We start from the raw sequence: 22,190 nt of genomic DNA on the forward strand, positions 1-22,190 counted from the left end.
TTTACGTTTTATTCACTTTGATAGCCATCCGGATGCTTCTGAAACCAATCCCACGCACTTTGAATGATCGTGTGAAGGTCAGCATATTGAGGTGTCCATCCCAATTCTTGCAGCACTTTTTCAGAAGAAGCAATCAGCTTTGCTGGATCTCCCGCACGCCTTTTTGCCATTTGTGCCGGGATAGCATGCCCCGTGACTTTTCTAACAGCTTCTACGACCTGCTTCACGGAGAACCCTGTTCCATTCCCTAAATTGTAGGTCGCACTGCCTTTTCCAGCACGCAGCCGGTCAACGGCTAAGATGTGTGCCTCTACTAAGTCCATCACATGAATGTAATCTCTAATACACGTGCCATCCTCTGTCTCATAATCATCACCGTAAATCATGATTTGATCTCTTTTTCCTAAAGCAACTTGCAGAATAATTGGAATGAGATGCGTCTCAGGCTGATGATCCTCTCCGACAAGTCCTTCTGTATGGGCACCAGCTACATTAAAGTAGCGAAGAACCACGTATTCTATTCCATACGCTTCTTCAGACCACTTCAGCATTTTTTCAATCGCTAGTTTCGTTTCTCCATAAGGATTCGTTGGGTTCGTTTCATCCGTTTCAACGATCGGCACCCGCTTCGGTTCACCGTATGCAGCAGCAGTTGAAGAAAAGACGATGTGTTTCACATCAAATTCATTCATGACTTGTAGTAAAGCAGTTGCTCCGCCGACGTTGTTGTCATAGTACTTAAGCGGGTCTGTTACACTCTCCCCAACAAGTGAATCTGCAGCAAAGTGCATGACCGCTTCTATTTGATGCCTTTTGAACACCTGTCTTAAAAAGGCGTGATCTCGTAAATCTCCCTCCTCTAAGACAGCTCCTTCCAAAACAGCTTCTTTGTGGCCTGTCTGCAAATTATCCACTACCACTACTCGTTCGCCTTTCGCTAAAAGAGCCGCTACCGCATGACTGCCTATGTAACCTGCTCCTCCACAAACTAAAATTGTCATCACACTTCCCCCTTTGTGAGTTCTCTTGCGCCGCCTCCAATTCCAGCTGTGTAAAAAGAGGCTTGAATACCTGTTTTCTCTTGATATATCGCACCAGTTTCTTCTATAAATGAATCTAGCAGCTCTTCTTTCACTATGCTGATCGTACATCCGCCAAAGCCTGCACCTGTCATACGGGAGCCAATCGTCCCCGGGTGCCGCCAAGCTGCTTCAGCCAGAGCATCTAGTTCAAATCCTGTTACTTCATAATCATTCTTTAAAGAAAGATGAGAAGCCTTCATAAGTGCACCTATTTCTTCCATTTTATCATCTTTCAGAAATTTGACTGCTTTTATGGTCCGATCGTTTTCTGTCACCACGTGTCTTGCACGTTTGCGGCATGTTTCATCCTGAATCAAGTGAGCGTGCTCGGCAAATTCATCTGCCGTTAGCTCACATAAGTGGGCAAGATCGATTTCTTTTCGTAAATCGTTTAAGGCCGATTGACATTCTGCCCGGCGCTCATTGTATTTAGAATCAGCCAGTGTCCGTTTTTTGTTTGTATTGGCGATGACAAGCGACAGTCCCTCTTGCCGAAACGGACTATATTCAAAGGCAAGTGTGTCACAATTGAGCAAAATGGCGTGATCTTCTTTTCCAAGGGCAATCGAAAACTGATCCATGATCCCGCAATTGACACCAATAAATTCATTCTCTGCACGCTGTGAAAGAAGAGCAAGATCGACATTTGAAACGCTGAATGAATGCCATTCATTGATGAGAACAGCGGTGACAAGCTCTATAGAGGCAGAGGAAGACAGACCTGCGCCATTTGGAATATTGCCGCTATACACAATGTCAAAGCCATCTTCTATCTTCATTCCTGCTTCTATAAACTGTTTGAACACACCCTTCGGATAATTTGCCCAGCCGTCCGACTCTACGTAAGCGATTTCAAAAAGATTGAATTCTTTCACACCATCGCGATCAAAGTTCAAGGAATACATTCTCACGCGGCCATCTGAACGCTTTGCACAGGCAGCATACGTTCCGAGAGTAAGCGCGCACGGAAACACATGTCCTCCATTGTAATCTGTATGTTCACCAATCAAGTTCACTCTTCCTGGGGCAAAAAAATAGCGAAGTTCTTCCCTATCTCCAAATTGCTGGTGAAATGCCGCGCGTAACGTATCGATCATATCCATTCCCCTTTTCTCTTCTGATACTTTTATTTTAGTTGTCCCAGGAGCATCAGTTCAATGGTAAAAAAATCGTTAAAAAATACCCTTTTTTTGCTGTGAATGGTACGATGTGATATGAGGTGTAACATGATTCTAAATAGAAAAAGGTTGTTTTTTGCTGTGAAGGAGGGTTTCCAATTTGAAGAAAGAAGCATTTGCATTTCGTTTTCACCATTCTGATGTGACATTGCCGGCACAAATCTGGTCTGTTGGCTGGGAAGTTCAATCTTCTTCGTTATATAGCTGGAATGGCGTGGAGCGGAAGGATCAAGGCAAGTGCATCTTTCAGCTCACACTGTCTGGACATGGCATGATTGAAATCGGAGAGAAACGTTTCAAAGTATTGCCCGGTCAGGCCTTTCTCGTGAAAAGCCCAAGTGCCTACCAATATTATTTTCCAGAAGACAGTGAGCATTGGGAATTTCTCTATTTAACGCTTTACGGGGAAGCCTGCGATCTTTGCTTTGACCAATTTATTGACCAAGGAAAGCAGGTCATGCGTTTTCATCCGAATTCCAGACCGATCCGCCTGCTCAAGACCATTTATGATGAAGCCAGTGAAAGACGGATTACCAATCCATTTGAGGGGTCTAGCCTTGCTTATCAATTTGTCATGGAACTGTATTCATATTTGCCAAAGCTTGAGGGACAAATGGAGAAATGGCCCGAGCCCATCGTTCAAGCTGCCTTGTTTGCCAGCCATCATTTTCACGAGGAAATTGGCCCAGACGATATGGCAGCTGCGGCACGTTTATCCAAAAGTCATTTTACAAGGGAATTCAAAAAGGCCACTGGCTTCACACCTATTCACTATCTAACCAATATTCGGTTAGAAAAGGCGGAAACGTTATTGAAAACAACAAAATACTCGATTGAAGAAATCGCCATACAGTGCGGCTACAGAAATGCGAATTACTTGAATAAAGTCTTTCGAAAGAAAATCGGCATGTCTCCAAAGCAACTGCGGGAAACAAGCGATGCATAATAAAAAGCAGCCGCTTTCACAATTGGCTGCTTCTTTTACGCTTTCGTCAGATCAACATGAATTCTCCCTTGTCTTAAAACAATGGTCATTTGCGTGTCAGGTGTCATTAAGTTTTCCAAAATGTCCGTTGCTGTTTGAAGCGCAATGTCCATTCGGTTGATCTTTTCCTTTTCTTGTTCCGAAAACGCTTCTGGATGTGCGGTCATTTCTTTGACTAGCCTCAGCACTTGTTCATGCTGCTTTTCTGTTTGCTGATATATGACATCATATAATTCGTCTGGCCTGCTGCTCATTTCACATCACCTATCTTTTTTCATGTGTTAAATCGCATCTTCTTTTGTTTTCTTGAAGACGAACCATTTGCTGGCGACATAATTCACGACCACAATCACAAAGTTGACAAGAATTTTTGCGACAGTTTCATTGAGCGCCATTTGGCTCACAAATAAAATCATCAGCCCTAGATCTACACCGAGAGACATGAGACGAACACTAAAAAATGAAGAAAGCTCACGCATAAGGCTTTTCGTATCACGAGCCTTTTGCTTGAAGACATACTTCTTATTGGTGATATAAGCAAAGAGAACAGCAAATACCCATGAAACAACTGTAGCTGTTTTATAATCCATGGAAAACATCTCAACGAATAAGTAGAAGCTGACTATGTTGACGATGGTTGTACACACACCCATCACAAGATACATGACAACTTCTTGATACTTTTGAAAAAGGCTATACATGTCTTTCTTCATTCCTTCTTGGTGGTTTCTGTTTCTTTTAGAATACCATCTTGAGAAGAACTTCCCAAACGAACAATATGTACGTCCTGCACAGATGAAATTTGTTCTACTCGATGGCAAATGTCAACCTAATTGGTTTATATAAGCCAAATGTTTTAGGTCTTTTTCATTATTTTAATTTATAATCTTTTAACTGACTTTACAATTGTTTATTATTAGAAGTAAGAAATCAATATTTATGGGTTTTTTAGTCATTTTTTTAGGAACGTGGTAGGTGATAGATTTTACAAAATAGGTTAAATGTCATCATTTTTCGACAAAATCTATTTTGCGCTGTTTTCATCCACACGTACAGTTACTAGACGGTTTGTTCAAGTCATTGGTTGCAGATGAATATGTCTTATTGAACTGGAGGATATTATGGATACGCAAGTGAAAAGAAGAGTTGACGAAGAGTGGGTTTATTTGATTCAGGAAGCGAAAAAAATGGGACTAGCCATCGAAGAAATACAAGCTTTTTTAACATCCAACGGTGATCAGAAGATGATAAACAAACCGTAAATCAACGCCGTTATCCTTTGTCTTTCAGACTGCTTTGGCTAAAAGTTCTGACTTGTCAATTGACCTTTTGAAAATCCTTTCATGACGATACGCTACAGTAGAACACCCCTTCATACCAATCCCTTCCACTCATGGGGTTCTGTCTTTCTATATTAGGAGGACAGTCCGTTTCCCGTTCTTTATATGATCCCTTTTTAGCCACTATTCATGAAAATTGTCCTTCTCTCGTTATAAAACCAAGCTCCCCACCCATATATTAAGCATGAAAGCATTGAGAAAGCAGAGAGGTGGGTAGAGCGTGAGTTCAGATTCCCTTTCCTATTATCACCAAAAAAAGGATCAGTATTATCATGGCGTGAACCCGGTCATTGTCAGCCGTATCCGCGCGGAATGGACGTCTTTATTAGATATCGGATGCGGCACAGGCAAGCTTGGAAAAGTCCTGAAACAAAAGGGCCGGACCATTTATGGAATTGAATCGTTTGAGGATGCAGCAAAAGAGGCTGAGCAGGAGCTAGATCATGTGCTATGCGGAAATATTGAACAGATGACGCTCCCTTACGAACAGGAACAATTTGACTGCATCATATTCGGAGATGTCCTTGAACATTTATTGGACCCGTGGGCCGTTTTAAAGAAGGTCAAACCCTTCCTTAAAAAAGAAGGAGCCATCTTGTCATCCATTCCGAATATCGGTCACATATCAACCGTTTTAGAATTATTAGCCGGCAGATTCACTTATACAGATGCAGGATTAATGGATCAAACTCATTTACGTTTCTTCACTCTTCATGAAATTCATGCACTCTTTCATTCAGCAGGCTTTCGTATTCGCGAACTCGAAACCATTCGCGTACAGCACCCTTCCTACGAGAGCGTGATGAATGATTTACATGAATTACTCATGAAGCATGGCATTCGTTCAGATTTTCATGAGGCCGCTACCGCCTATCAATATGTGGTTGAGGCGGTTCAGCTTCATGAGTAACCCCACCATCCTGTTTGTTTTATGTGTAAATGATGAGTCTATGTTTCAGGCTTGCTTTCGGCAGCTCGCTTCACTTCCCGCTCCCCATGGATATCATGTGGAGGTTTTGCCGATTAGACATGCATCCAGTATGACCTCTGCTTATAATGAAGCCATCACTCACCCAGCTCAGTTTAAAATTTATCTTCATCAAGATACATTGATTGTCAAACAGCATATGCTTCTTGAGTTGATCCCGCTTTTTTTACAGCATCCATCACTTGGGATGATTGGGGTCATAGGTGCAGAAAGCGTGCCTGACAATGGGATCTGGTGGGAAAGTTCTGATTGCAGGGGGAAAGTCATTGAATATCGTCACGACACCTATCAGCTGCTTTCATTTGAAAGTGGCCGTCAACAGGCAGAAGCGCAAGATTATATGAACGCTTCGGCGATTGATGGTCTTTTCATGGCGACGCAGTATGATGTGAAGTGGCGTGAGGATCTCTTTGGTGGCTTTCATTTTTATGATGTTTCGCAATCCTTTGAATTCATACAACAGGGCTATGAGGTTGGCATTGTGAGGCAAGAAGAGCCTTGGTGCATCCACAAATGCGGAGATCATTTTGATGCGGAAGCGTATGAAAAAGCGAGACAAACATTTCTTGCAAATTATCGATAGAAAGCACCCTTTTCGGGTGCCTTTTTTATGATATACTGTCATAAACAACCAGATCGTCTCATATGCATTGGAGTACCTTGTCCCTAATTCGTACAAAGGAGGAAACAATGGCAGACAAAAAAGTTCATTATAAGAAGGTTGCCGCTTCAGAGGATTTTCGAAAACTTCTTGAGGAAAAACGCAGATTTATCGTACCGATGACGATTTTCTTTTTTCTCTTTTACTTTTCACTTCCGGTTGCTACATCCTACTTCACCTTTTTGAACACGCCGGCAATTGGCGCGATTTCATGGGCGTGGTTATTCGCCCTCACACAATTTGTGATGACCTGGGTATTATGTGGACTTTATGCGAGGAAAGCAGCTCAGTTCGACAAATATGTAAGCGCTTTAAAAGTTGAATCGAGAGGTGATGACGAATGAGCATGACCGCTTTTATTTTATTCATTGCGATCGTAGGGCTCACATTGGTCATCACATATTTTGCTGCGAAAAAAACGAGCAATGCGAGCGATTTTTACACAGCAGGCGGAGGTCTGACTGGATTTCAGAACGGCCTTGCCATCGCCGGGGACTATATGTCTGCCGCTTCATTTTTAGGGATCGCTGGAATGATCGCTTTAAATGGATTTGACGGCTTTTTCTATAGCATTGGCTTTCTAGTGGCGTATCTTGTCGTTCTTTACGTTGTGGCCGAACCGCTTCGAAATCTAGGAAAATATACGATGGCCGATATGATTGCTGCACGATTTAAGCGTCCTGCCATTCGAGGGGTAGCCGCGTTTAACACAATCACAGTCTCTACTTTTTATATGATTGCACAGCTTGTTGGGGCAGGTGCATTAATCAAGCTGCTTCTTGGCATTGATTACTGGATTGCTGTGCTGATCGTAGGTGTCTTGATGACGATTTATGTCGTGTTTGGCGGTATGATTGCGACCAGCTGGGTACAGATCACAAAGGCTGTGCTTCTCATGCTTGGGACGTTAATTATTTCTCTGCTTGTGTTTGCAAAGTTTGATTTTAGTCTGCTGAAGATGTTTGAAGAGATGAAAACAGCGACCCCGCTCGGTGGGGCATTTCTTCACCCGGGAAATAAATATGATGTGCCTTTAGAGACCCTGTCTTTGAACCTTGCTCTAGTGCTTGGAACAGCAGGTTTGCCGCACATTTTGATCCGGTTTTATACGGTGAAGGATGCCATTTCTGCGCGTAAATCTGTTCTATCCGCTACGTGGATCATCGGTATTTTCTATTTAATGACAGTATTCCTTGGCTTCGGTGCTGCTGCCTTTGTTGGAACAGACGCGATCACCGCAGCAGATGCAGCAGGAAATATGGCTGCCCCACTACTCGCTCAAGCCCTTGGAGGAGATTTGTTATTTGCCTTTGTTTCCGCTATTGCCTTTGCGACCATTTTGGCGGTCGTTACTGGTCTCGTCCTATCTGCTGCGTCTGCCTTTGCGCATGACTTTTATAGTCAGATCATCCGCAAAGGGAAAGCGAGCGAACGGGAACAGGTGAAGGCGGCACGCTTTGCTTCCATCGGCGTGGCCATTCTTTCTATCATTCTCGCATTATTTGCCCAATCGTTAAACGTTGCTTTCCTTGTGTCACTTGCTTTCGCAGTGGCAGCAAGTGCAAATTTGCCATTGATTATCTTCACTGTCTTTTGGAAACGATTTAATTCTACGGGTGCCATTGCAGGGAGCTTAGTTGGACTTTTGAGCGCACTGATTATCGTCTCGCTCAGCCCAAGTGTCTGGGACCCATCGGGAGCAGCCATCTTTACAGGAGACCCGCTCATCCCGCTGTCGAACCCTGGAATTATCTCGATCCCGCTCGGATTCCTTGCCGCTTACTTAGGCACGATCTTCTCCTCTGAAAAAGCTGATGAAGACACCTTTACGGAAATTCAAGTAAAGGCACATACAGGAATGCATATGGACACTGATTCATAAGGAAATGCCGGCCTCAGATTGTTGACAAAGGGCTAAAAATGATCTTGATTTTAGCCCTTTGTCTTCTTTTCAGCGTGAAGAAAACCTTTGCAGCCCTAGGAAGGACGAGTACTGGCGCGGAGCGAATTTGACATTCGTGAGCACCAGCACGCAGGACTGACACCGAATGCGAGGGTTTGTCTACACGCTGGAGCCGGCTTTTTTGTGTTCTTCTTTTCCTTAGTAAGGTATAAATTGACCCTTCAACTTATTTTTATACTTTTCTAACCTGGCAAATTTTCTACACGTAATAAGAGAGCATAAGGTGACGATGATCAACAAAATTTCATGCGTTTCTCCTCTATTATCAATCACTTTCTTCCTGCCTATCCCCCCATTATTGATCTATTTCTCCTACACTACGTCATTCATATGTTATCATTTTATACACATACTGGAAATCATTTCACACGTTGAGACGCTCATATTTGTACAATGATAAACTGCAAGAAAGAAGTGACATTACTTATGCTTCAGATATATTCTGCCAAGTTATTATTTGAATCCATCTCATCACCAAGCAATATGCCCGATAAAATATTTGAAGAACGAATCATTTTGGTGCGAGCCAAAAACCATCGTAAAGTAAAAGATATCGTCCAAAAAAGCTTTCCAGAAGAAACCTTTGATAATGCTGAAGGTGGACAAACGACCATAAAATTAGCAGCCATATTAGATGTCTTTGAGCTTGTAGATCACTTAGAACAAGAATCGCTGCATTTAAGTGAGGTGTACAGCCGCCACCTTATTTTTGATAAAGAAACTTCGGCGAAAGAAGCCATCGAGGCTTATTCTTTAGACAAATAAAAGAAGCCGGCTGATGAGCCGGCTTTTTAATAGCGCTGAAATAACTCTGGATTTTTCGGAACGTTTTCTAAATATACGATCTTTCCTTTGTCGTCTAGTTCTGCAATATCAATTCCTTCTGCTGTATACACACGACCATCCGAAAGTTTTCCACAAACGGCCCAGTTGGTTTCATACTTGCCATCTTCTCTTTTTTTCCATCCATCCCACATATGCTTGATGTCTTCATGCACGTGGAAAAATGTGTTTAAAAACTGTGTAAACGCTTGGATACCAGGCTTCTCTGCACCATTTAAGACAATCATGACATCGTCAGAAAACAATGCGAGCAATTCATCCATTTGCTCCTGCCCTTTTCCAGCTTCATCGTAGCGGCGAAAATACGTATCGAGCACTTCCATTGTTCATTCTCCTTTATTTACCTATCATTTCGATAAAAATCGAACAATTTGATTGTACTCAATTGTTTCTCACCTGTCTATTTTCACCGAAATCAGAAAAGACATGAATTGAATCAATCCATGTCTCTTACAAATTAAAAAGATGCTTTTTCTGATGCAACAAGTGCTTCCAATTCTTCTGCTGCTTTTTTAGGATCAGCGCTCTGGCTAATGGCGCTGATGATGCTGATACCATCTGCCCCTGCTTGTATGACTGGTGCTGCATTGCCGTATGTGATACCCCCGATGCCAACAATCGGAATATGAAGACCATGATGACGTACTTCAGTGATCAGTGATACTCCTTGGACACTACGTGTATCCTTTTTCGTTTCTGTTGGATAAACTGGACCCATGCCGACATAATCTGCACCGTCCTTCATGGCTTGTTTCACTTCATCTAGGTTATGCGTAGACACACCTAATATTTTATTCCCGATTTTTTGTCTGACGTCTTCTGCATTTGTATCTTCCTGTCCAACATGAACGCCATCTGCATCAAGATCTATCGCTAGCTGCACATCATCATTTACAATAAAAGGAACATCCGCTTCTTGGCAGAGTACTTGAAGTTGGCGAGCCAATTGTTTCTTCTCTTCTCCTTGCAAGGCTCCCTCACCCTTTTCTCGAAATTGAAACATGGTGATTCCGCCTTGAATCGCCTCTTTCAACACATCAAGCGGCTGCCGGCTTGTATTCGCTGTTCCCATAATAAAATAAACCGATAATTGCTGTTTGATTTGCTGTTGATCAGCCTTTGTCATGTGACATTCCCCCTATTTTCCCCAGCGTTAACACATCATCGCCAGTTGTATGTGTGAGTGCATTGAGCAATTCCATTTGAAACGTACCTGGCCCTTTATTCTGGGTATACTGAGCTGCCTTTTCAGCTGCGACACCATAAAACAATAGAGCAGCTGCCGACGCGTGAAGCGGCCTTTCACCTGCTGCACAAAATGCCCCGATGACAGACGTCAGTAAACAGCCTGTTCCCGTCACCTTGGTGAGCCATTCATGTCCATTATAAATAGACAACACGTCCTCTCCATCTGACACCACATCGACTTTCCCAGTGAGCACCACAACGGTTTGAAGTGTCCTTGCTGCTTGTTTGACTAGTGCCGATACATCTCCGTTCGCTGCTTTCGCATCCACGCCTTTTGACTCCCAGCCATCTACTTCAAGTAAATGAGCAATTTCTGCAGCATTCCCTCTGACAACGGTCATGTTTACTTGCTCTAACAGCTGTTTTGCCGCTTTCATTCGGAACGCAGTCGCACCGACGCCGACAGGGTCTAATAGAACAGGTATCCCCTTTTTATTGGCAGATTGTCCAGCCAGAATCATGGCCTCCACCGTCTCCTTGGTCAGCGTACCAATATTCAGCACAAGCGCATCGGCTAATTGCGCCATTTCAGCCACTTCTTCTTTGGCATTTGCCATGACTGGCGAAGCGCCTAAAGCAAGCAGACCATTTGCTGTAAAGTTCGTCACGACTTGATTGGTGATATTATGAACAAGTGGATTTTCCTCTCGAACCTTCTCCAATAAATGAGATGCGCTGCTTGTTTTCATCCGTATCGTCCTCCCTTTTACTCTGCTCCCCATACATAGGATTTCGTATGCTTTAACCATTCTCTTGCCGCAAACGACAAATAGCGGTCTTTTCGCCAAATGACACCTAAATGCCATGGGATTGACGTATTTAAGGAAATGACTTTCACCTTTTCTGGATCAAGATCACGGCAGATCCGCTCAGGCAGAAGGCCAATTCCCAAGTTCTCGGCTACCATCTCACTAATGAAATCCCATTGAGACGTTTCATAAATGACATTGGGACGGAAGCCCGCATTCATACATTCATTCAATATCCGGCTATGCAGAACAAAGTCTTCTCGAAAGAAAATAAAAGACTCTTCCTTTAAATCAGCTAAATCAACCTTATCTCGACCTGCCATCGGATGTGATGGATGCGTCACGAGCTTCATGTCCTCTTTAATAATGGTGTATGTATGAAAGATTTTATCATTTGCAGGCAGAACAATGACACCAATATCTAATGAACCATCTTCGACCCCTTCCTCTACTTTAATAGAGCCGTGCTCCACTAATTGAAAGGTGACATCAGGATATTGCTGGCGAAATTCTCCCATAACGTTCGGGAAAAAACTCGATCCAATCATCGGTGGCAGCCCGATGCGAATATGCCCTTTTTTGACATTCATTAAATCATTTAGCTCGCTCGTTAAATTTTGAAATGATTGTGTGATTTCACTCGCCTGGGTATACATCGTTTGTCCAGCATCTGTCATTTCAACCTGCCGGCCATTCCGATAAAACAACTGCACCCCCAGCTCATCCTCGAGATTTTTGACCATCTTGGAAATGGTAGGCTGCGACACATAAAGAGATTGTGATGCTTTTGTGAAGCTTTTTAACCTCGCCACTTCTAAGAAATATGTTAAATGTCTAATGTCCACATGACTCACCCTTCCTATAGACAAAAGGAATACTAATTATTCGATATATGTATTTTACCTATAACTGAACGTGCTGTACACTTTAAAGTAAGCGAATCAATTGGAACGTTGTCCTGTTTTTGTGAAACAGTGAACAATTTATATAGAAAAAGGAGTGAACAGAAAGTGAAATTGCTCAAAACGCCGCTGATTGCTGTCCTTCAGATTATGGCTTTGTTTGTTTTTGCGAAATTGATGAATGTGCTCGCGGCCTTTTTGCATTTAAGAATTCCGGGCACGATTTTAGGCATTCTGGTCATTTTCTTATTACTTCATTTTAAAATTATTCAATTAAAATGGATTGAACTTGGTGCCGTATGGCTGCTCGGAGAACTGCTGCTATTCTTTATCCCGTCAGCCGTTGGTGTCATTGATTATGGAACATTGCTTTCTCAATCTGGTACAAGTATTGTCCTTGTCGTCTTACTGAGTACCTTTGTCGTCATGCTCTCGACTGGTATCATGACGCAAATGATTGCGAAAAGAAAGGAGCGAAAAAAGCTATGTTAGTTGGCGCACTATTTCTGATCTTAACGGTTCTTTTATATCTAGGATCAAAAGCGATATATAAACGACACCCGAAGGTTTATGTGTCCCCATTACTTGTGACACCGCTTGTCCTTGTCGTCTTTCTGTTAATCGTCAACATTCCTTACGACGCATACAATCAAGGCGGGAAATGGCTGACGAATATGCTTCAGCCTGCGACTGTTGCTTTTGCCATTCCCCTCTATAAGTATTTTCACATTCTGAAGAAGCATGCAGTGGAAATTATTTTGAATGTGGCTTGCGGTTCTGTCATTGCGATCCTATCTACGGCATTTATCGCGAAGTTGTTTCATTTGGATACAGGCCTAATTGAAAGTCTTGTGCCAAGGTCAGTCACAACACCAGTAGCGATGAGTGTGTCAGAAATGATTGGCGGGATGCCGTCCGTTACGGCAGTATTCGTCATTTTAACCGCACTGTTTGGGTCAATCATCGGTCCAATGATCATTCGTTATTTCCGTATTGATAATGACATTGCCATGGGCGTCCTGCTTGGTACAGGTGCACACGGGGCAGGAACATCGAAGGCATTTGAAATGAGCTCCGTCTCAGGGACGATCTCAAGTGTATCCATGATTATTTCAGCCATTATTACTTTATGTGCAGCGCCTATCCTCATGTCGTTTGCCTTATAAAAAAAGCCATTTCCTTTAACGGAAAATGGCTTTTTTCTTATGTTTGTATGAAGACAACCTTTAAATAATTTCCTTCTGGATAATTCTTCGTCGTACGGAAATCCTCAGGAAGGGTATATTCTTCAAGGATACGATAGCTTTGCCCTGATTCTTTAAAGGCCTGCGCAATAAATCCTTTGAATTTTTTCATACCAAATGCGCTGCTATTCGTTGATGCCACAATGACGCCGTTCTCAGCTGTGATTTGGATGGCTTCTTTTAATAGCTTCTTATAATCCTTCGCTGCACTGAATGTGTGCTTTTTTGTGCGTGCAAAGGAAGGCGGGTCTAAGATGACAAGGTCATAGGTCCATCCTTTTTTCGCAGCAAACGGAAAGTACTTAAAGACGTCCATGACTTTAATATCCTGCCCGTCCACATCTATATCGTTGACTTCAAACTGTTCAGATGTTTTTTTCAAACTGCGGTTTGCGACATCTACACTTGTCGTCCGGCTCGCTCCGCCAAGCGCTGCTGCCACGGAGAATGCACCTGTGTAAGAAAATGTATTGAGTACGGTCTTTCCTTTTGCATAACGATCTCGAATTGCTTTTCTCACATGACGTTGATCAAGAAAAATGCCTGTCATCGCACCATCATTTAAGTAAACCGCTACATTCATGCCATTTTCTTTCACGATGAGAGGGAATTCACCTTTCTCTCCCTTTACAAAATCATCATCTTCTATATACTGTCCCGACGTATCAAATCGTTTCTTTTCATAAATGCCTTTATATTCTGGATATACATGCTCAAGTGCAGCCAATACTTCCGCCTTGAATGTATACACTCCTTCGCTATACCACTGGATGAGATAGAAACCGTCATAATGATCAATCGTGAACCCGCCTATGCCATCTCCCTCTCCGTTGAACACACGGAAAGCAGTCGTCAGTGCATCACGAAATAAATGCGTTCTGCTTTTCGCTGCCTGCTCAAGCTTGGAGACAAAAAAGGCATGGTCTATTTTTTCATTGGCATCAAAGGTGAGTACCCAGCCGATCCCTTTATTTTGCACACCATAATATCCTTTTCCTAAAAAGGCGCCTCGCTCATCCATCCATTCAATCAGCTCGCCTTCTTTCACACTGCTTACATGCGATACAGCATCTTTAGAAATGAGTGGATATCCCTTTTTCACTTGTTCTGCAAATGTTTGTTTTAATGAGATTTTTTTCATTTGTGTCATCCTTATCCTAAATTGACTCTCTCTATCCTATCATATGAATGTATACGTTACTTCTATTATGATAAGATGAGGAGAAAAATATCAACACACCAAAGAGGAGGCTCTGTTTTTGACGACATTACGATTAGATCATACAGGTATTATGGTTTCAAATATTGATACGTCCATTGATTTTTATGAAAAGGTCGTGGGCATGAAATTAAAGGATCGCATCACTCATACAAACGGAGTGATCGAGCTTGCATTTCTCGGCTTTAAAGATGAGGCAGAAACGGAAATTGAGCTCATCCAAGGGTACAGCAGTGATCTGCCATCTGAAGGAAAAGTACACCATCTTGCCTTTACAACAGACAATATTCATGCTGAATTCAATCGTATTCAAAAGCTGCAAATTGAATTGATTGATGAAGAAATTACGACGCTGCCAAATGGGTACTGCTACTTCTTTTTCAGAGGGCCAGACCAAGAATGGATCGAATTCTTCCAGCGCTAATATTTCCTAGGAAATGAGGCTGGCTATGCCCCATAAAAGAAAAAGAGTAAGAGCATCCATATGCCCTTACTCTTTTTTTATAACACCTTACTAAGAAATGACTTTGTACGCTCATGCTGCGGGTTTCCAAAGAGAGCTTCCGGTTTGTCTTCTTCGACAATATATCCACCATCCATAAAGATCACGCGGTCTCCTACCTCTCTCGCAAAGCCCATTTCATGTGTGACCACAATCATTGTCATGCCTTCGACGGCTAATTGTTTCATGACTGCTAATACATCCCCAACGACTTCAGGATCAAGAGCAGATGTCGGTTCATCGAATAATAACACTTTCGGGTCCATTGCCAAGGCTCTTGCGATGGCGACACGCTGTTTTTGTCCACCAGATAATTGGTTCGGGTAGCTTTTGGCTTTGTCTTTTAAGCCGACCTTTTCAAGCAGGTCCATTGCTTTATCGACTGCCGCCTTCTTGTCAGTGCCTTTTACCTTCATCGGCGCGATCGTGATGTTTTCTAAAACGGTTTTATGAGGAAATAAATTAAAGTGCTGAAACACCATCCCCACTTCTTGTCGTACTTTATTGATATTCACCTTTGGATCTGTAATCGTATGTCCGTGGACAACGACTTCACCAGCTGTAATATCTTCTAATTTATTGAGACATCTTAGGAACGTGCTTTTGCCCGATCCAGAAGGACCAATCACACACACTACTTCCTTTTCTTCGATGACTGCATTAATATCCTTTAACACTTCGTGATCACCAAAGGATTTCTTTAAATTTTTCACCGTAATCATACTCATTTGATATCAAATCTCCTTTCTGCATAGCTAGCCAGTAGAGAAAGTAAATAAATGATCACGAAATAAATGATACCGACAATGAGCCAGACATTCAAAGGATCAAATGTTGCCGATGCCTGTACTTGTCCCCGCTGCATAATATCGGCAATTCCGATAATTGATAAGAGAGACGTGTCCTTCAAGCTGATGATGGCTTGGTTTGTAATTGCTGGAAGCATGCGGCGGAATGCCTGCGGAAGCACGATAAAGCGCATGTTTTGTCCCCCTGTAAAACCTAAGGAACGTGCAGCTTCTGTTTGTCCTTTATCAATGGACTGAATCCCAGCACGAATAATTTCTGAGAAATAAGCCCCTGCATTAATCGCTACTGTAATAATCCCTGCCGGCACTCGATCAAGCGATATGAATTCAAGTGTATTCAAACCAAAGTAAATGAAGAATAGCTGTACGATAAATGGTGTGCCTCGAATGGCATTGACAAAGACAAGTGCGATGAAATTTAAGATTTTAAAAGGTGATAGACGGAATAATGCCACTATTAAACCGATGATAAATCCTAAAATGATGGCAACAACAAAGATATATAAAGTGGTTTGCAAACCGTCCATTAAATACGGGAATGCATTAATAATCGTATCCATGTTTCTCCCTCCCTAATTCACATACGGTGCATCATAAAGAAAGCGCGCTCGGAACGCGCCTCGCTTGTATTATGACTTCAAATATTTATCAATAATTTTGTCATATTCACCGTTTTTCTTTAGGTTCTCTAGACCTTTATTGATCTTTTTCAATAGTTCTTGGTTTTTCCCCTTCATCACAGAGATACCATACTGGTCTCCATTCAATCGGTCTCCAACTGTTTTCAATTTTAAATCTTGCTGTGCAATTGCATACGTAATGACAGGATAATCCTCAATTAAGGCATCTGCATTTCCGTTTGAAACTTCTTGGAACATCGATGGGCTGTCATTAAATTGAACCACTTCATACCCATATTTATCTGCGTTATCTGATGCAAATTTTGCACCTGTCGTCCCATTTTTAACAGCTAGCTTTTTCCCCTTTAAATCATCAATTGATTTGATGCTGCTGTCCTTTTTCACAACAACTGTCAATCCAGCGTCGAAGTACGGATCTGAGAAATCTACCTTCTTCTTACGCTCATCTGTAATGCTCATTCCGCCCATCCCTACATCAAGCTGACCTGCCTGCATTGCCGGGATAATGCCTGAGAAGTCCATCGCTTCAAGTTTCACTTTGAAGTCTTGATCTTTCGCGATGGCGTTAATCAGATCAACGTCGATTCCTTCAGTTTTACCGCCCTTTTCAAATTCAAATGGCGGATATGTTACATCTATCCCAATTTTATATGTGCCTTTGCCTTCTCCCGAACCGCTGTCCGATTTTGATCCACAGGCTGCCATGACGAGCACAACTATGAGTCCCATGATCAGTAACATCGATTTTTTCATAAAACAAGTCCCCCTATTGTCAGTTTTATCTAAATATTCGCAATACAAATAATACTATACCACGCTAAATCTATAGTGTGTGATGTTTTTTATCAATACCAAAGATCCATACAATCATAGATCAATAGTCTCTTTAAATTTTACTTTTTTGCGAATAACTCATTTTATTCTAAAAGAAGAGCGATTCACAATTATAATGTGAGATAATCTTACATAAAACGAGATACCACCTTGATACCCACCGTTTTTTCTAATATACAAAAACAGACACTTGAATGATCTTCTTCTCTCTATTGATATCGTAATATATCTTCTCTAAAACCTCTTTTTACCTAAATTTATGTAAACGCATACAAATAGACACCTGATCCCTATTTCTTTCACAATTGGTTGAATTTACATCAAAAAACATGTTTTACAAATTGCGAGAGAGCGCTTAAAATATAAGAAGATACTGAATATGGAAAGTGAATTCAGATGAACGGAAATGAAACGAGATGGATAGATGAAGAAAGGAGGATATAAATTGGCAGAAACAGGTGTTTTGTCGTCCGTTGATGTAGCGAATATGTTAAATGACTGGTATGTCATGATGAAAAAAAGAGAAATACAAGATGCGATCAAGCTAAAAGAAGAAATCCTTCAAGCGTTTGATCGCATGGAAGAGAATCAAGACGTCTTACTTTACTATCAATTGCTAGAGTACCGTTTTAAGGATCTCATTGAAGATACAGCTTCGCTGGATCATAGTCTTTTTGTTGATGAAAATGCAATCCGTACAGATGACATGCTCAGCTACTATTTCTATTTCTTTAAAGGGATGTATGAAATGCGCAGAGGCAATCAGGATACAGCATTTCACCTTTTAAAATTGGCAGAGGATAAATTAGATCTCGTCCACGATGACATTGAAAAAGCAGAATTTCATTATAAAACAGGGTGTCTTTACTATAATATAAGATCCACGCTCCTCTCCATACACCACTTGAAAATGGCTTCATCTATTTATGACGCAGATCCATGTTATGTGAAAAAATCAATCAGCTGTCAAATGATGCTCGCTTTGAATTATGCTGATCAATCAAAATATGATGAGGCAGAGTCATTATTTGAAAAAGTGATTCATTCACTAGAACAAATGGAAGATCCAGATTTGCTTGGTCATGCGTATTGCAATGCAGCTTTTATTAAAAGTCTTAGAAATGAATACAATGAAGCTGTGCCGCTCCTAGAAAAAGCTTTATTAATTGAGACATTTGAAACGTCTTCTCCAGGCGGCTACTTACTGGCCATGTATGCCTACACAAAAGCACTATTCAAGCTGAAAAAGCCTGGTTTGTTCCACTATTATGTACAGCTTTCACTTCAAAAAGCAGAAAAGTTAAAACAACGAAACATTTCACTTAAATTATCTATTTTAGAAACACTTATGCTTCAGCAAGACAACATGATAGAGCAAATCAAGTCTTATTGTAATCAATTAGAATCCATGAATTTTCTTGTCGATCTTGAAGCCATCTGTCAGGATGCAGCTGCTTACTTAACAGATCTTGGACTTCATGAAGAATCCACTTATTTCTCGAACAAGGCGTTGTCCTTAAAAACAGATATGGAGTGATGTAAGATGAAAAAATGGCTTATCACAAGTGCGATTTTGACACTCTTGATAACAGGTATTTCCATTGGCGTTTCCATCCAAAAAGACAGCCAATCTGCACAATCTCAAGATATCATTCAAAAGAGAGATCGCGGCACCAATCCTTAAACATAAAAAAGAGCAGCTGTAAATATCGCAGCTGCTCTTTTTTATGCGTTAATCGATTTCTCGTTTAATATTTTGCATTTTTTCATCTAAGTAATGGGCTATATCAGCCGCTTCCTTCAGTTCATCGGTTAGCTGATGAGGGACATCGTTTTGCAGTTTATAATAGATTTTATGCTCAAGACTCGCCCAAAAATCCATCGCTATGGTCCGCACCTGAATCTCAACCTTTACATGCTCCACACGATTCGTTAAATACACAGGGATCTCCACAATTAAATGAAGACTTCTGTAGCCATTTGGTTTTGGATGTTGAATATAATCCTTCACTTCAAGGATTTTCAGATCCTCTCTTTGCCTCAATACATCCATAATATTATAGATATCTTGAATAAAGGAGCAGATGATGCGGACACCTGCGATATCATGAATATACTCCTTGGCACATTGTGTTGTGATGTCGCATCCTTTTCTTGCTAATTTATTTACAATGCTTTCAAAGGATTTGATCCGTGATTTTGTATGCTCTATTGGATTGTGCCCATGGATTAAATTATATTCCTGGCTGATGATTGAAAACTTCGTATCCATTTCATCTAATGCAAATTTATATACTAATAATTCATTTTTCCAGTCTTCCATGACGTTTTTCAAATCTTCTACATGAGTTGCTGACATATTCATTTCTATTTGTCATCTCCTTTTGGGAAACGGCGGCTGCACCGCTTTCCGTTTACTAGACGGAGATGAGACTCGAAAGGTTTTAAAAAATACGTCGTCAGCCTCGCTGTTTGTAATACGTCAACGCCAGCGCAAGCGCGAGTACAGAGCCTTTCACAATATCCATCGCGTAATAAGGGACAGACATCATCACAAGCCCATTTTGCAAAATTCCGATGAGTACAGCCCCAATAAAAGTACCAAATGCATTCGGTTTTCCTGCTCCCATGACGGAAAAACCGATAAAAGCTGCCGCTACGCCATCCATTAAATAAGGTGTGCCCGCATTTATTTCCGCTGTCATCACCCTTGATGCCAGCACAATACCACCGATTGCTGCAAATAAAGCCGAGAGCAGATATGCCGCGATTTTATATTTATTCACATGAATACCGGACAATCGAGCCGCTTCCTTATTTCCTCCAATGATGTACATAAATCGTCCGTGCTTTGTGTAGGTCATGAAAACATGTGCAAATAGCACAATCACTGCCATTAAAAGAATGATATATGGCACCTGTCCGATTTTGCTGAAAAAGGCGGGGATTGTACCCGTTGAGAATGTACCGTCAGGCAGCACCATGTTTTCAGAAATAGTCGCCCCTTTCGTATACGTTTGAGCCAAACCTTGAATGATAAACATCATGGCTAATGTCATGAGCATATCTGGAATTTTCATTTTGACAATCATCAAGGCATTGAGTAAACCAACAATAAGGGCAGCCGCTAGCGCAGAAAGGATCGCAATCAGCGGGTTTTGCGAAAACCACACAAACATAGAAATCACGATTGCATTCGATAACGTTGCGATTGATCCGACTGATAGATCAAAGCCGTTGACTGCCAATGAGATGGTAAGGCCCACCGCAATAATGGTCACAATGGAGATAGACCGTAAAATATTGATGATATTCCCTGTTTGTAAAAATGCTGGATTCGATGCCGCAAATACCACAATCAATAAAGCAATGGTTAAGATCGTGCCATATCGATAAAAAAAATCAAATAGATGAAAGGATGGCCGCTGTTTTTTCGTTTGCTGTACAGGGGCTGGAATTTGTTGTTCACTCATGATTGTCCTCCTGTTGAATGATATAAAAGCTCTTCCTCAGTCGTTGGGGCCGTCATTTCCCGGGCAATGCTGCCATCATACAGCACATAAACGCGGTCTGCGATACCTGCAATCTCCGATAGCTCACTTGACGCATAAATCACAGATTTCCCGCGGGCGGCAAGCTCTGCAATCAGCGTGAAAATATCTTTTTTCGCTCCAACGTCTACTCCTTTAGTTGGTTCATCAAAGAGATAGACATCCGCTTCAGCAAGCAACCATTTTCCGATGGCAATCTTCTGTTGATTTCCACCGGATAGATGCTTCACCTTCGCTTCAAGAGATGGGGTTTTGACACCAAGTCGTTTGACGATTTCGTCTGCTTTCCGCTGTTCCTTCGAACGATGTAAAAAGCTGAACACGCTTGAGAATGTACGAAGACTTGCGGCCGTTAAGTTCCAGCCCACGCTCTCTTCCGTTAGAATCCCTTCCTTTCTCCGTTCTTCTGGCACAAGGGCCATTCCAGCTCTCACGGCTTGATGAGGCGATGTGATGCGAACGATTTGACCATGAAGCTTCACAGTCCCCGTCTTTTTTTCTGAGGCGCCGAAAAGGGCTTTACACAATTCTGTTTTCCCAGCACCGACAAGGCCTGCAATTCCGAGAATTTCTCCCTTTTTCACATGAAGATGAATGTTGCATAATTTATGCTGGTCATTTAGCTGCTTCACTTCAAGGACAATAGGTGCATCCTTCAAAGGTGTACGGGGCGGAAATTGCTCCTCTAATGGCGCACCTAGCATTTCTTCAATGATCTGCTGCGGATTTGTATTTTGAACAAGATGAGCTGCGACATCGGTTCCATTTCGCATCACTGTTAGTTCATCACAGATGGTGAAAATTTCAGGCATACGATGAGAGATAAACACAATGCCCGTTCCATTCTGTTTCAGCCGATCAATCATTGAAAATAACTTGTTTGTTTCTGTATGACTTAGCGGAGCTGTTGGTTCATCTAAAATTAAAATGCTGCATTTGATTGAAACGGCTTTGGCGATGAGCACCATCTGTTTTTCCGCAAGGGTTAGATCACTCACAAGGCGTTTTGTGGAGATGTCGATGTCCAGTTCTTTTAATCGTTGCGCTGCCTTACGGTGCAGCTCTTTCCAGTCGACAAATGTTTTTTTCTCAATCTGATGCATCATCATATTCTCACCAACACTTAAGTAGGGAACGAGAGCTGTATCCACTTCTTGATGAACCGTCTGCACACCATATGAGGCCGCATCCTTTGGAGTTTGAATCGATGCCGAATGACCATTAATTTGGATGCTTCCTTCATAGTGCGAATGAGCGCCAGAAAGAACTTTCATTAACGTGGACTTCCCAGCACCATTTGCTCCAATCAGTGCATGAACTGTCCCTTTTTTTAATGTGAAATTCACTTGATCTAACGCTTTTACTCCTGGGAATTCAATCGAAATATGTTTCATACAAACTAGCGGCGAAGTCATAGATGTCCTCCTTCTCATGATCATCATCTGAAAAAC

General features: G+C 41.8%; 27 protein-coding genes. 12 read left to right on the forward strand and 15 right to left on the reverse strand.

Going from position 1 to position 22,190, the window contains the following annotated elements:
* Nucleotides 1-8 precede the first annotated feature (8 nt).
* Nucleotides 9-1,001: a UDP-glucose 4-epimerase GalE gene (galE, locus tag ACQYAC_RS11745; protein ID WP_429943341.1), complete on the reverse strand. Its 993-nt coding sequence runs from the start codon at nt 999-1,001 to the stop codon at nt 9-11.
* Entirely contained in the window at nt 1,001-2,179 is a 1,179-nt protein-coding gene (locus ACQYAC_RS11750; RefSeq protein WP_429943342.1) for a galactokinase, read from the reverse strand. The genes galE and ACQYAC_RS11750 overlap by 1 nt, the downstream gene beginning before the upstream one ends.
* A 181-nt stretch (nt 2,180-2,360) precedes the next feature.
* Here ACQYAC_RS11750 and ACQYAC_RS11755 point away from each other — a divergent pair, with 181 nt between their 5' ends.
* On the forward strand, nt 2,361-3,206 hold the full coding sequence (locus tag ACQYAC_RS11755) for an AraC family transcriptional regulator (protein ID WP_003214606.1): 846 nt from the start codon (nt 2,361-2,363) through the stop codon (nt 3,204-3,206).
* Between the two features lie 35 nt (nt 3,207-3,241).
* Here ACQYAC_RS11755 and ACQYAC_RS11760 read toward each other — a convergent pair whose 3' ends face one another.
* Together ACQYAC_RS11760 and ACQYAC_RS11765 are read right to left on the reverse strand one after the other, a co-directional pair.
* Entirely contained in the window at nt 3,242-3,499 is a 258-nt protein-coding gene (locus ACQYAC_RS11760; RefSeq protein WP_003215318.1) for a hypothetical protein, read from the reverse strand.
* 27 nt (nt 3,500-3,526) lie between these two features.
* Nucleotides 3,527-3,910 carry a GtrA family protein gene (locus tag ACQYAC_RS11765; RefSeq protein ID WP_012011676.1) on the reverse strand — a complete coding sequence of 128 codons (384 nt, stop codon included), beginning with the start codon at nt 3,908-3,910 and terminating at the stop codon, nt 3,527-3,529.
* A gap of 456 nt (nt 3,911-4,366) precedes the next feature.
* Between ACQYAC_RS11765 and ACQYAC_RS11770 the strand changes: the two genes are divergently transcribed.
* From ACQYAC_RS11770 to ACQYAC_RS11795, 6 genes are all read left to right on the forward strand, one after another.
* Complete coding sequence (locus ACQYAC_RS11770; RefSeq protein ID WP_058013382.1) at nt 4,367-4,507, forward strand: anti-repressor SinI family protein; 141 nt, start codon at nt 4,367-4,369, stop codon at nt 4,505-4,507.
* 298 nt (nt 4,508-4,805) lie between these two features.
* Nucleotides 4,806-5,495, forward strand: a complete 690-nt coding sequence (locus tag ACQYAC_RS11775; RefSeq protein ID WP_058013381.1) for a class I SAM-dependent methyltransferase — start codon at nt 4,806-4,808, stop codon at nt 5,493-5,495.
* Entirely contained in the window at nt 5,488-6,156 is a 669-nt protein-coding gene (locus ACQYAC_RS11780) for a glycosyltransferase family protein (RefSeq protein WP_429943343.1), read from the forward strand. Before ACQYAC_RS11775 ends, ACQYAC_RS11780 begins: the two co-directional genes overlap by 8 nt.
* 107 nt (nt 6,157-6,263) lie before the next feature.
* The gene (locus ACQYAC_RS11785; protein WP_144461530.1) at nt 6,264-6,578 is read left to right on the forward strand and encodes a DUF485 domain-containing protein; all 315 of its coding nucleotides are present in this window, start codon (nt 6,264-6,266) and stop codon (nt 6,576-6,578) included.
* Nucleotides 6,575-8,116 (forward strand): solute symporter family protein, encoded by a 1,542-nt coding sequence (locus ACQYAC_RS11790; protein WP_058013379.1) that lies wholly within the window; start codon nt 6,575-6,577, stop codon nt 8,114-8,116. The genes ACQYAC_RS11785 and ACQYAC_RS11790 overlap by 4 nt, the downstream gene beginning before the upstream one ends.
* Before the next feature lie 507 nt (nt 8,117-8,623).
* On the forward strand, nt 8,624-8,962 hold the full coding sequence (locus ACQYAC_RS11795) for a DUF4288 domain-containing protein (RefSeq protein ID WP_058013378.1): 339 nt from the start codon (nt 8,624-8,626) through the stop codon (nt 8,960-8,962).
* Nucleotides 8,963-8,988: 26 nt separating this feature from the next.
* Here ACQYAC_RS11795 and ACQYAC_RS11800 read toward each other — a convergent pair whose 3' ends face one another.
* From ACQYAC_RS11800 to cidR, 4 genes are all read right to left on the reverse strand, one after another.
* Entirely contained in the window at nt 8,989-9,363 is a 375-nt protein-coding gene (locus ACQYAC_RS11800; RefSeq protein ID WP_060597556.1) for a nuclear transport factor 2 family protein, read from the reverse strand.
* Nucleotides 9,364-9,497: 134 nt separating this feature from the next.
* Nucleotides 9,498-10,166, reverse strand: a complete 669-nt coding sequence (gene thiE, locus ACQYAC_RS11805) for a thiamine phosphate synthase (RefSeq protein WP_268497400.1) — start codon at nt 10,164-10,166, stop codon at nt 9,498-9,500.
* Complete coding sequence (gene thiM / locus ACQYAC_RS11810; protein ID WP_429943344.1) at nt 10,153-10,977, reverse strand: hydroxyethylthiazole kinase; 825 nt, start codon at nt 10,975-10,977, stop codon at nt 10,153-10,155. The genes thiE and thiM overlap by 14 nt, the downstream gene beginning before the upstream one ends.
* A 17-nt stretch (nt 10,978-10,994) precedes the next feature.
* Nucleotides 10,995-11,882, reverse strand: a complete 888-nt coding sequence (cidR, locus tag ACQYAC_RS11815; RefSeq protein ID WP_003214744.1) for a cidABC operon transcriptional activator CidR — start codon at nt 11,880-11,882, stop codon at nt 10,995-10,997.
* A 165-nt stretch (nt 11,883-12,047) separates the two neighbouring features.
* On the opposite strand from cidR, the gene ACQYAC_RS11820 reads away from it, so the two are divergent.
* Nucleotides 12,048-12,431 carry a CidA/LrgA family holin-like protein gene (locus tag ACQYAC_RS11820; protein WP_012011691.1) on the forward strand — a complete coding sequence of 128 codons (384 nt, stop codon included), beginning with the start codon at nt 12,048-12,050 and terminating at the stop codon, nt 12,429-12,431.
* On the forward strand, nt 12,425-13,105 hold the full coding sequence (locus tag ACQYAC_RS11825) for a CidB/LrgB family autolysis modulator (protein WP_169055951.1): 681 nt from the start codon (nt 12,425-12,427) through the stop codon (nt 13,103-13,105). The genes ACQYAC_RS11820 and ACQYAC_RS11825 overlap by 7 nt, the downstream gene beginning before the upstream one ends.
* 37 nt (nt 13,106-13,142) lie before the next feature.
* Here the strand turns inward: ACQYAC_RS11825 and ACQYAC_RS11830 are convergent, their stop codons facing one another.
* Nucleotides 13,143-14,324, reverse strand: a complete 1,182-nt coding sequence (locus ACQYAC_RS11830) for a class I SAM-dependent rRNA methyltransferase (protein ID WP_429943345.1) — start codon at nt 14,322-14,324, stop codon at nt 13,143-13,145.
* 118 nt (nt 14,325-14,442) lie between these two features.
* Between ACQYAC_RS11830 and ACQYAC_RS11835 the strand changes: the two genes are divergently transcribed.
* Nucleotides 14,443-14,826 carry a VOC family protein gene (locus ACQYAC_RS11835; RefSeq protein ID WP_012011694.1) on the forward strand — a complete coding sequence of 128 codons (384 nt, stop codon included), beginning with the start codon at nt 14,443-14,445 and terminating at the stop codon, nt 14,824-14,826.
* A gap of 77 nt (nt 14,827-14,903) precedes the next feature.
* Here ACQYAC_RS11835 and ACQYAC_RS11840 read toward each other — a convergent pair whose 3' ends face one another.
* The 3 genes from ACQYAC_RS11840 to ACQYAC_RS11850 form a co-directional block, all read right to left on the reverse strand.
* On the reverse strand, nt 14,904-15,632 hold the full coding sequence (locus ACQYAC_RS11840; RefSeq protein ID WP_003215369.1) for an amino acid ABC transporter ATP-binding protein: 729 nt from the start codon (nt 15,630-15,632) through the stop codon (nt 14,904-14,906).
* Entirely contained in the window at nt 15,629-16,273 is a 645-nt protein-coding gene (locus ACQYAC_RS11845; RefSeq protein WP_003215015.1) for an amino acid ABC transporter permease, read from the reverse strand. Before ACQYAC_RS11845 ends, ACQYAC_RS11840 begins: the two co-directional genes overlap by 4 nt.
* Nucleotides 16,274-16,342: 69 nt before the next feature.
* Nucleotides 16,343-17,107 (reverse strand): transporter substrate-binding domain-containing protein, encoded by a 765-nt coding sequence (locus tag ACQYAC_RS11850; RefSeq protein ID WP_429943346.1) that lies wholly within the window; start codon nt 17,105-17,107, stop codon nt 16,343-16,345.
* A 526-nt stretch (nt 17,108-17,633) separates the two neighbouring features.
* Between ACQYAC_RS11850 and ACQYAC_RS11855 the strand changes: the two genes are divergently transcribed.
* Both ACQYAC_RS11855 and ACQYAC_RS11860 read left to right on the forward strand, forming a co-directional pair.
* A complete protein-coding gene (locus ACQYAC_RS11855) occupies nt 17,634-18,725 on the forward strand; it encodes a Rap family tetratricopeptide repeat protein (protein ID WP_429943347.1) in 1,092 nt (363 codons plus the stop codon).
* Nucleotides 18,726-18,731: 6 nt separating this feature from the next.
* Complete coding sequence (locus tag ACQYAC_RS11860) at nt 18,732-18,872, forward strand: hypothetical protein (RefSeq protein WP_429943348.1); 141 nt, start codon at nt 18,732-18,734, stop codon at nt 18,870-18,872.
* Between the two features lie 48 nt (nt 18,873-18,920).
* Here ACQYAC_RS11860 and ACQYAC_RS11865 read toward each other — a convergent pair whose 3' ends face one another.
* The 3 genes from ACQYAC_RS11865 to ACQYAC_RS11875 form a co-directional block, all read right to left on the reverse strand.
* A complete protein-coding gene (locus ACQYAC_RS11865) occupies nt 18,921-19,553 on the reverse strand; it encodes a GTP pyrophosphokinase (RefSeq protein WP_003215004.1) in 633 nt (210 codons plus the stop codon).
* Between the two features lie 94 nt (nt 19,554-19,647).
* On the reverse strand, nt 19,648-20,661 hold the full coding sequence (locus ACQYAC_RS11870; protein WP_058013369.1) for an ABC transporter permease: 1,014 nt from the start codon (nt 20,659-20,661) through the stop codon (nt 19,648-19,650).
* The gene (locus ACQYAC_RS11875; protein ID WP_429943349.1) at nt 20,658-22,154 is read right to left on the reverse strand and encodes a sugar ABC transporter ATP-binding protein; all 1,497 of its coding nucleotides are present in this window, start codon (nt 22,152-22,154) and stop codon (nt 20,658-20,660) included. Before ACQYAC_RS11875 ends, ACQYAC_RS11870 begins: the two co-directional genes overlap by 4 nt.
* Between the last annotated feature and the right edge of the window lie 36 nt (nt 22,155-22,190).

It is taken from the genome of Bacillus sp. MM09(2025) (assembly GCF_050496725.1).
GTDB classification, from domain to species: Bacteria; Bacillota; Bacilli; order Bacillales; family Bacillaceae; genus Bacillus; species Bacillus pumilus.

What these genes read in the sequence shown, in the direction of transcription:
- thiM (WP_429943344.1), bottom strand. Translation starts at nt 10,977, where the DNA reads ATGAAAACAAGCAGCGCATCTCATTTATTGGAGAAGGTTCGAGAGGAA.
- thiE (WP_268497400.1), bottom strand. Translation starts at nt 10,166, where the DNA reads ATGACAAAGGCTGATCAACAGCAAATCAAACAGCAATTATCGGTTTAT.
- ACQYAC_RS11845 (WP_003215015.1), bottom strand. Translation starts at nt 16,273, where the DNA reads ATGGATACGATTATTAATGCATTCCCGTATTTAATGGACGGTTTGCAA.
- ACQYAC_RS11765 (WP_012011676.1), bottom strand. Translation starts at nt 3,910, where the DNA reads ATGTATCTTGTGATGGGTGTGTGTACAACCATCGTCAACATAGTCAGC.
- ACQYAC_RS11750 (WP_429943342.1), bottom strand. Translation starts at nt 2,179, where the DNA reads ATGATCGATACGTTACGCGCGGCATTTCACCAGCAATTTGGAGATAGG.
- ACQYAC_RS11825 (WP_169055951.1), top strand. Translation starts at nt 12,425, where the DNA reads ATGTTAGTTGGCGCACTATTTCTGATCTTAACGGTTCTTTTATATCTA.
- ACQYAC_RS11865 (WP_003215004.1), bottom strand. Translation starts at nt 19,553, where the DNA reads ATGAATATGTCAGCAACTCATGTAGAAGATTTGAAAAACGTCATGGAA.
- ACQYAC_RS11830 (WP_429943345.1), bottom strand. Translation starts at nt 14,324, where the DNA reads ATGAAAAAAATCTCATTAAAACAAACATTTGCAGAACAAGTGAAAAAG.
- galE (WP_429943341.1), bottom strand. Translation starts at nt 1,001, where the DNA reads ATGACAATTTTAGTTTGTGGAGGAGCAGGTTACATAGGCAGTCATGCG.
- ACQYAC_RS11875 (WP_429943349.1), bottom strand. Translation starts at nt 22,154, where the DNA reads ATGACTTCGCCGCTAGTTTGTATGAAACATATTTCGATTGAATTCCCA.
- ACQYAC_RS11780 (WP_429943343.1), top strand. Translation starts at nt 5,488, where the DNA reads ATGAGTAACCCCACCATCCTGTTTGTTTTATGTGTAAATGATGAGTCT.
- ACQYAC_RS11850 (WP_429943346.1), bottom strand. Translation starts at nt 17,107, where the DNA reads ATGAAAAAATCGATGTTACTGATCATGGGACTCATAGTTGTGCTCGTC.
- ACQYAC_RS11800 (WP_060597556.1), bottom strand. Translation starts at nt 9,363, where the DNA reads ATGGAAGTGCTCGATACGTATTTTCGCCGCTACGATGAAGCTGGAAAA.
- ACQYAC_RS11770 (WP_058013382.1), top strand. Translation starts at nt 4,367, where the DNA reads ATGGATACGCAAGTGAAAAGAAGAGTTGACGAAGAGTGGGTTTATTTG.
- ACQYAC_RS11760 (WP_003215318.1), bottom strand. Translation starts at nt 3,499, where the DNA reads ATGAGCAGCAGGCCAGACGAATTATATGATGTCATATATCAGCAAACA.
- ACQYAC_RS11785 (WP_144461530.1), top strand. Translation starts at nt 6,264, where the DNA reads ATGGCAGACAAAAAAGTTCATTATAAGAAGGTTGCCGCTTCAGAGGAT.
- ACQYAC_RS11870 (WP_058013369.1), bottom strand. Translation starts at nt 20,661, where the DNA reads ATGAGTGAACAACAAATTCCAGCCCCTGTACAGCAAACGAAAAAACAG.
- ACQYAC_RS11860 (WP_429943348.1), top strand. Translation starts at nt 18,732, where the DNA reads ATGAAAAAATGGCTTATCACAAGTGCGATTTTGACACTCTTGATAACA.
- ACQYAC_RS11790 (WP_058013379.1), top strand. Translation starts at nt 6,575, where the DNA reads ATGAGCATGACCGCTTTTATTTTATTCATTGCGATCGTAGGGCTCACA.
- ACQYAC_RS11795 (WP_058013378.1), top strand. Translation starts at nt 8,624, where the DNA reads ATGCTTCAGATATATTCTGCCAAGTTATTATTTGAATCCATCTCATCA.
- ACQYAC_RS11840 (WP_003215369.1), bottom strand. Translation starts at nt 15,632, where the DNA reads ATGAGTATGATTACGGTGAAAAATTTAAAGAAATCCTTTGGTGATCAC.